This is a genomic window from Pseudoponticoccus marisrubri (genome assembly GCF_001482405.1).
Classification (GTDB): domain Bacteria; phylum Pseudomonadota; class Alphaproteobacteria; order Rhodobacterales; family Rhodobacteraceae; genus Pseudoponticoccus; species Pseudoponticoccus marisrubri.
Window position 1 is genome coordinate 174,226 of the sequence record NZ_LPXO01000008.1, and the last position, 6,266, is coordinate 180,491.

Sequence of the window (6,266 nt, forward strand, 5' to 3'; positions counted from 1 at the left end):
GCCCGGGGGTGAAACCGATTCCCGACACCGGCACGTGATCGCCCGAAGCTGGCCGGGCGCGTCGTTCCGGCCTATGATCCTGTCGAGGCAGGTGAATGGATTCCCGAGCATGGTGCGCTTTCTTCCCCTTCTGATATTGCTTCTGTCGGCCTGTGCACAGGTGCCGGCCCCCGGCCCGACCGGGCCCGCGACCCTGGAAAGCCCCCGCGACGCCGCCCTGCGGCAGGAGGCCAACCGTGCCGCGCGGACCTTCGTCGAGGTGGTCGAGACGGTGGAGCCGGTGGCCGAACGGGAATGCCGGGCGCGCACCACGGGCGTGAATTGCGATTTCCAGATCGTGGTGGATGACCGGCCCGGCCAACCGCCCAACGCCTTCCAGACCGAGGACCGGTTCGGCCGGCCCGTGGTGGCCTTCAACCTCGGGCTGATCGCGCAGGCGCGCAATGCCGACGAGCTGGCCTTTGTCATGGGTCACGAGGCGGCGCATCATATCCAGGGCCACCTGGGCAAGACGCGCGAAAGCGCCACGGTGGGCGCGGTGATCTTTTCCGGCATCGCGGCGATCAGCGGAGCGGATGAGGACGGCATCCGCTCGGCCGAGCAGCTGGGCGCGGCGGTGGGGGCGCGCAGCTTCTCGAAGGAGTTCGAACTGGAAGCCGACCAATTGGGCACGATCATCGCGGCCCGGGCGGGTTACGACCCGGTGCGCGGCGCGGCCTTCTTCGCGCGCATCCCCGATCCCGGAGACCGGTTTCTGGGCTCTCACCCGCCCAACGCGGCACGGCTGGAGATCGTGCGGCGCACCGCGGCGGGGCTCTGAGCCACCCCGCTTGACCTTGCGTTGATCTGAGTCAAGGCGCCTGCCGCCCGACGCCCCTAGCCTGATCGACAGGCACGGGTGCGACACGGGAGACGCGAGATGCAGAGCAAAGCCACATTGAAACGCCACGCGGCGCTGGTCGACCGCATGTCGCAAGCGCAGGGGCTGGACCTTGAAGAGCAGATGCTGCGCGGGCGGCTGACCGTCTCGGATCTTGAAGACGCGGTGCTGCGCTGCACCGGATGCAGCTGCCCCGATGCCTGCGAAAGCTGGCTGGCCGAGCAGAGCGGCCCCGCGCAGGGCACGCCGGGCTATTGCCGCAACCAGGACCTGTTCGACACGCTGAGCCGGGGCTGAGGCGATGAAGGATATCGTCACCGGGCGCCCGCCGATGCTGGGCCCCGAGACCGATCACTACTGGCTGGTGCAGCGTATGGCCAAGGCCACGGGGGTGGACCTCGTGCGGGCCTGGGATGCCGGGATGCTGTCCTCCGAGGATTGGGCCGGCGTGGTCACGCGCTGCCGGGGCTGCACCTGGACCGAGGGGTGCGGGCGCTGGCTCGATGCCGCCGAGGGCGAACCCCGCGGCCTGCCGACGCCCTGCGTCAACCGCGAGCGGCTGCAACGGATCAAGGATGCGCTCGATCCGGAGGCCGGGGAGCAGACATCATGAGCGAGCGGCTGGGCGATCCCGCGCACCATTTCTTCCTGACCCGCTCGGTGGCGCGGGTCATGGGGCTGAGCCTGAGCGAAGCGATGAACCGGGGCCAACTGGCGCCCGCCACCTATGCCGACATGGTGACCGGCTGCCGGGCCTGCCCGCTGGTCGAGGCCTGCCAGCACTGGCTGGCCGCGCGCACCGACCTGTCGGCCAGCGCGCCGCCGGGCTGCTGCAACGGCGAGACCCTGCAGCGGCTGGCCCGCGCGCTGCACTGAGCCGTCAATAAGGGTTCTTGGCGCCCCGATCCTCGGACAGCGATTGCTGGCCGCGATGAACCAGCGCCTCGATCGCGTCGGCAAGGTGAATGCGGTCGATATGGTGATCGCCACGCGCCACGCGGATGCGATGCGCCTCGATCATCACGTCGGCATGGCGGCAGCCCTCCGGCGGCTCGAACCGGTAGGAGGCCAGCTCCAGCCGCAGGCCCAGCGGATCGCGGAAATAGATCGAATCCATGAAGCCCCGGTCGACCGGCCCGGAATGCGGCACGCCGCGCGCCTCCAGCCGCTCGGCCACCTGCCAGAAACTGGCCTGGCTGACATTCAGCGCAAGATGGTGCAGCGAGCCTGTCGCCTCGGGCACCGGGCTGCCATCTGGCTTGCGCGTCTCGTTGGTGAAGATGGTGATCAGCCGCCCGTCGCCGGGATCGAAATAGAGATGCCCCTCGTCGGGATCGTCGAGATTGGGCTGGTCGAAGATGAAGGGCATGCCCAGCACGCCCTCCCAGAAATCGAGGCTGGTCTGGCGATCGGCGCCGATCAGCGTGATGTGGTGGACACCCTGTGTCTGGATCTTGCGAATCGCGGGGTCGGTCATGCCGGTCTCCTGCCTGTGGACTGACCCACATATAGCACCGGCACGCGATTCGGCCGCCCCGCCCGTCGCGGCGCGGCCAAGGGGCATCGCCCGGTCAGTTGGTGCGCAGGTTCTCGGCCGATTCCTTGATCGCGTCGTACTGACCCGACGGGCGGAAGCGCCACAGATAGTCGGGCAGCACCGCCTCGACCGCCACCGGTTCGATCCCGAGATCGGCAAAGGTCTTGTGATCGCCGCTGACCACGTTGTCCGAGCGCAGGCTCTTGACCTGGTCGGCGGTGATCTGCGCCTTCACGAGACCCAGCGTCGCCGTCTCGCCGAAATCGAACACCGCGCCCATGATGCGCGCGGCCCAGAACGGGATGTTCACGATGCCGCGGCGGCGCCGGATGACGCGCAGCATGATCTGCATCAGCTCGCGGAACGTGTTCACGTCCGGCCCGCCCAACTCGTAGATGCCGGGCTCGGCCTCGCCCAGGACGCCCTTGACCGCGGCGCGCGCCACGTCATCGACATAGACCGTCTGGAACCGGGTGTTGCCGCCCACCACGGGCAGGACCGGGCCCAGCCGCGCCATGCCGGCGAAACGATTGAAGAACTGGTCCTCGTTGCCGAAGATCACCGAGGGGCGCAGGATGACCGCCTCTGGCATATGCGCCAGGATCGCCTCTTCGCCCTTGCCCTTGGACTGGGCATAGCGGCTGGCACCCTCGGGATCGGCGCCGATGGCCGAGAGATGCACCATGCGCGCCACGCCTTCCTCGGCGGCGATCCGCGCGATGCGGCCCGCGCCCTCGGTCTGGACGGCCTCGAAATTGTTCTTGCCGGCCCGGTCGAAAGTGCCCACGCAGTTCACCACCGCGTCGGCGCCGCGCATCACCGCGCGCACGCTGTCATCGTCGCGTATGTTGCAGAAGACCGGTTCGACCTGGCCCACCACGCCGTAGGGGCGCACGAAGATCGCCTCGTTCGGCCGCCGGCAGGCCACGCGCACGCGCCAGCCCTGTTTCGCCATGCGCCGGGCGATGTAGCGCCCGACAAAGCCCGAGCCGCCATAGATGGTGACGAGTTTGGACATGCCTGTCTCTCCCGCTGCGCCTTGTGTCCCGCCCGGGATACAGGCGCATGTCGGGCGGGGCAAGACGCAAGCTCGCCGCAGGCCCGCCGGTCGGGGGTACGAGCGGTGTCGGGAAAAAGATTGCCGCGAGCGCGAATTTCCTGACGATACCGCATTGACACCCCCCCGAGCCATCAGTAAACGCCTGTCTCACGCTCCTGATGCCCAGGTGGCGGAATTGGTAGACGCGCTGGTTTCAGGTACCAGTGACTTCGGTCGTGGAGGTTCGAGTCCTCTCCTGGGCACCATTCGTCAATCCTGAAATCCAGAATTCATTGGTTTTCTGTGGTTTTGAGAGGTTCCCAGGCGGAATTTGCCCCACAAATTGCCCCACACGCACCTCGCCGACAGGGATGCCGACGAGGCGGAGCTTTCTTCCATAGCGATGATCGGCCCTGCAGGTCACACCCGATATGCGAACTTGATGTCCCGCTCCAGGTCGGCGAGGCGCGCAGCGTGCCAGCATAGCGCCCTGTCGAATTCTGGGCCGGAGTAAGCTCCTTCGATCTCCGCGAGCGGTTCGCCAATTTGGCAGAGTAGCTCGTCCATGATTGTCCGCAGACGCACGACGAGGGCTCGGGCATCTCTGGTCGCCTGGACCTGATCAGCGATCTCTTCAAGAGCTTCCCGCTCGGCGACATCGGGGTCCGCCCCGACCTGACGGATCAGGTGATCGAGGCTTTCACCGTGATCTTCGAGGTAGCCCAGAAGGCGATCCAGGACTATGGACCTAAGAGCTGCGAATGTGGGAATGAGTGTAAGTTGGTTCATGTTGGAACCTCACGCGACCAGCTCGTGGCGAATACCACGATTTCTTGAACTGGCGCGGTCAGACACCGCCGTGTGGAGTCTCCACGACGGTGCGGGGCAGCCATGCGGGATTGCACGGCGCCCCTGTTCGAAGAGCCCTCGCGGCAGCAGCATCCGCGTATCCAGGGCTCTCGAAGGTACCGGTAAGGATTGCGATCCTCTCCGGACGAGACGGCATCTCTATATGGAGCCGCGTCTCACCCAGAAGATGCGGCTCCATATAAAGATGGCGATCTTCATTCATGTGTCAGATCGTTCTGCAGAACGCGCTTGCCTCGAACTTCCAAGGAGGCCGTTCATCGCCGACCTTGAACGTCTTTTGGGTTGACGGAGGACCTTCCTCAACGTGTTGGCAGGTAGCCGGTGGCTATATGATCCGCTCCGGCCCTCCTCACAAAGAAAGGGTCCGCTTCACGAATGAAAAGGACCCTGGGGTCAGTCGGATTGAGGAAAGATAGAGAACCGCCGCGAGGTTGTTGCGCCATGGTTTCACGAACTCGAAGTTCCGCCGGAGCCATTCCATATCCCCATCCTTAAGGATCCGTTCACAGCCTTCGAAGAGTGCAAAATTGAGAACGATCATCGCGGCGCGAAAGTTATGTGGGTCGAGCTTCAGGAAGTCGCCGATATTGATGGCCGTATAACCAGAAAAGCAGGCATGGAGTGATCCTCCCCCACTGAAGTGGTCCGCCGTTATGTTTAGGAAAACGGAGGACCAAAATGGCTACGAAGCGACATAAGCCGGAAGAGATTGTCACGAAGCTGCGGCAAGTTGAGGGTCTTGTCGGGCAAGGGAAGGCGCGCGTTGATGCGATCCGCGAGCTGCGCATTGCCGAGCAGACCTATTATCGTTGGCGCAAGCAGTATGGCGGGATGGGAACCGACCAACTGAAAGAACTCAAGCGGCTGCAGAAAGAGGACGAACGGCTGCGAAAGGCCGTGTCGGACCTGACGTTGGACAAGCTGATCCTGACGGAAGCCGCGAGGGGAAACGTCTGAGCCCCGCCCGTCGTCATGCCTGTATCGATCACGTCCGCCATGCGCTGGGCGTCCCGGAGCGTCTGGCGTGCCGGGTGCTCGGCCGCATCGCTCGATGCAGCGCAAGTTGCCGAGGGGCCGGGCTGATGAAGCGCGCTGACCGCGGACATCATCGCGCTCGCTTCCCAGTATGGGCGCTTCGGCTATCGCCGGATTGCAGCCCTGCCAAGAAAGGCGGGCTGGCAGGCCAACGACAAGCGCATCGAACGGCTGTGGCGACGGGAGGGGCTCAAGGGGCCAATGAAGCAACCGAGGAAAGGCCGGCTCTGGCTCAGTGACGGATCGTGCGTCCGCTTGTGACCAGAGCATCGGAACCACGTCTGGAGCTACGACTTCGTGCAGTGCCGGACGGACGACGGGAAGGCGTTCCGGACGTTGAACATCCTGGATGAGCACAGTCGGGAATGTCTGGCGATAAAGGTGAAGCGGAAGCTGAACTCGACGGACGTGATCGATGCGCTGAGCGACTTGTTCATTCTCCGCAGTGTGCCAGCCTTCATCCGGTCCGACAACGTCCTGTGTCGGGAAATTCTGGCCGCTTGGGTCAGCAGGTCATGGGGCGTCCGGTATCCCGGATACCCTGTTAGGTTGCCCAGACGGGCTCTGCCGTCAAGAAATGATCTCTTCCATGGCAAACACAGGGGACGCGCGCTGGCGGCCCTCACCGTCCTCAACACGAGATCCCAGATCCCAAGCAGAAGGCCCGAACATTATCTACGAGGTCAGGAAGCTGCCTCCACGGCTCATGTCAGAGAGAGGTCCTTCCGCCTGGGCTCACCCCCTCGAAGAAGGGGCGATCGGGTTCGCCGTGCATGACCACGGCGTGTACGGTGCGCGCCATCTTGTGTCTGACGTCAGCACCTGTGGGACAGATTTGAGGTTTTCGTAACGGAGGATTTCTGGATCATCGCAGGCACCAAGGAGCGAAGATGAGCCAGAAATCC

General features: G+C 64.7%; 7 protein-coding genes, 1 tRNA gene and 1 pseudogene. 6 read left to right on the forward strand and 3 right to left on the reverse strand.

What is annotated here, in order from left to right; genetic code table 11:
• The first annotated feature begins 109 nt into the window (after positions 1-109).
• From AVJ23_RS14320 to AVJ23_RS14335, 4 genes are all read left to right on the forward strand, one after another.
• A complete protein-coding gene (locus AVJ23_RS14320; protein WP_058862883.1) occupies positions 110-820 on the forward strand; it encodes a M48 family metallopeptidase in 711 nt (236 codons plus the stop codon).
• 99 nt (positions 821-919) lie between these two features.
• Positions 920-1,177: a DUF6455 family protein gene (locus AVJ23_RS14325; RefSeq protein WP_058862884.1), complete on the forward strand. Its 258-nt coding sequence runs from the start codon at positions 920-922 to the stop codon at positions 1,175-1,177.
• 4 nt (positions 1,178-1,181) lie between these two features.
• On the forward strand, positions 1,182-1,493 hold the full coding sequence (locus AVJ23_RS14330) for a DUF6455 family protein (RefSeq protein WP_058862885.1): 312 nt from the start codon (positions 1,182-1,184) through the stop codon (positions 1,491-1,493).
• The gene (locus AVJ23_RS14335) at positions 1,490-1,756 is read left to right on the forward strand and encodes a DUF6455 family protein (RefSeq protein ID WP_058862886.1); all 267 of its coding nucleotides are present in this window, start codon (positions 1,490-1,492) and stop codon (positions 1,754-1,756) included. The genes AVJ23_RS14330 and AVJ23_RS14335 overlap by 4 nt, the downstream gene beginning before the upstream one ends.
• Before the next feature lie 4 nt (positions 1,757-1,760).
• Here the strand turns inward: AVJ23_RS14335 and AVJ23_RS14340 are convergent, their stop codons facing one another.
• Positions 1,761-2,342 (reverse strand): VOC family protein, encoded by a 582-nt coding sequence (locus AVJ23_RS14340; protein ID WP_058862904.1) that lies wholly within the window; start codon positions 2,340-2,342, stop codon positions 1,761-1,763.
• Between the two features lie 109 nt (positions 2,343-2,451).
• Positions 2,452-3,435 (reverse strand): complex I NDUFA9 subunit family protein, encoded by a 984-nt coding sequence (locus tag AVJ23_RS14345; protein WP_058862887.1) that lies wholly within the window; start codon positions 3,433-3,435, stop codon positions 2,452-2,454.
• Between the two features lie 202 nt (positions 3,436-3,637).
• Here AVJ23_RS14345 and AVJ23_RS14350 point away from each other — a divergent pair.
• Positions 3,638-3,722: transfer RNA gene (locus tag AVJ23_RS14350), tRNA-Leu, on the forward strand.
• A gap of 154 nt (positions 3,723-3,876) precedes the next feature.
• Here AVJ23_RS14350 and AVJ23_RS14355 read toward each other — a convergent pair.
• The gene (locus tag AVJ23_RS14355; protein WP_058862888.1) at positions 3,877-4,245 is read right to left on the reverse strand and encodes a hypothetical protein; all 369 of its coding nucleotides are present in this window, start codon (positions 4,243-4,245) and stop codon (positions 3,877-3,879) included.
• 759 nt (positions 4,246-5,004) lie between these two features.
• Between AVJ23_RS14355 and AVJ23_RS22285 the strand changes: the two are divergent.
• Positions 5,005-5,835, forward strand: a pseudogene (locus tag AVJ23_RS22285) (IS3 family transposase); the annotation flags it as partial.
• Positions 5,836-6,266 lie beyond the last annotated feature (431 nt).

What these genes read in the sequence shown, in the direction of transcription:
- AVJ23_RS14320 (WP_058862883.1), top strand. Translation starts at nt 110, where the DNA reads ATGGTGCGCTTTCTTCCCCTTCTGATATTGCTTCTGTCGGCCTGTGCA.
- AVJ23_RS14325 (WP_058862884.1), top strand. Translation starts at nt 920, where the DNA reads ATGCAGAGCAAAGCCACATTGAAACGCCACGCGGCGCTGGTCGACCGC.
- AVJ23_RS14330 (WP_058862885.1), top strand. Translation starts at nt 1,182, where the DNA reads ATGAAGGATATCGTCACCGGGCGCCCGCCGATGCTGGGCCCCGAGACC.
- AVJ23_RS14335 (WP_058862886.1), top strand. Translation starts at nt 1,490, where the DNA reads ATGAGCGAGCGGCTGGGCGATCCCGCGCACCATTTCTTCCTGACCCGC.
- AVJ23_RS14345 (WP_058862887.1), bottom strand. Translation starts at nt 3,435, where the DNA reads ATGTCCAAACTCGTCACCATCTATGGCGGCTCGGGCTTTGTCGGGCGC.
- AVJ23_RS14355 (WP_058862888.1), bottom strand. Translation starts at nt 4,245, where the DNA reads ATGAACCAACTTACACTCATTCCCACATTCGCAGCTCTTAGGTCCATA.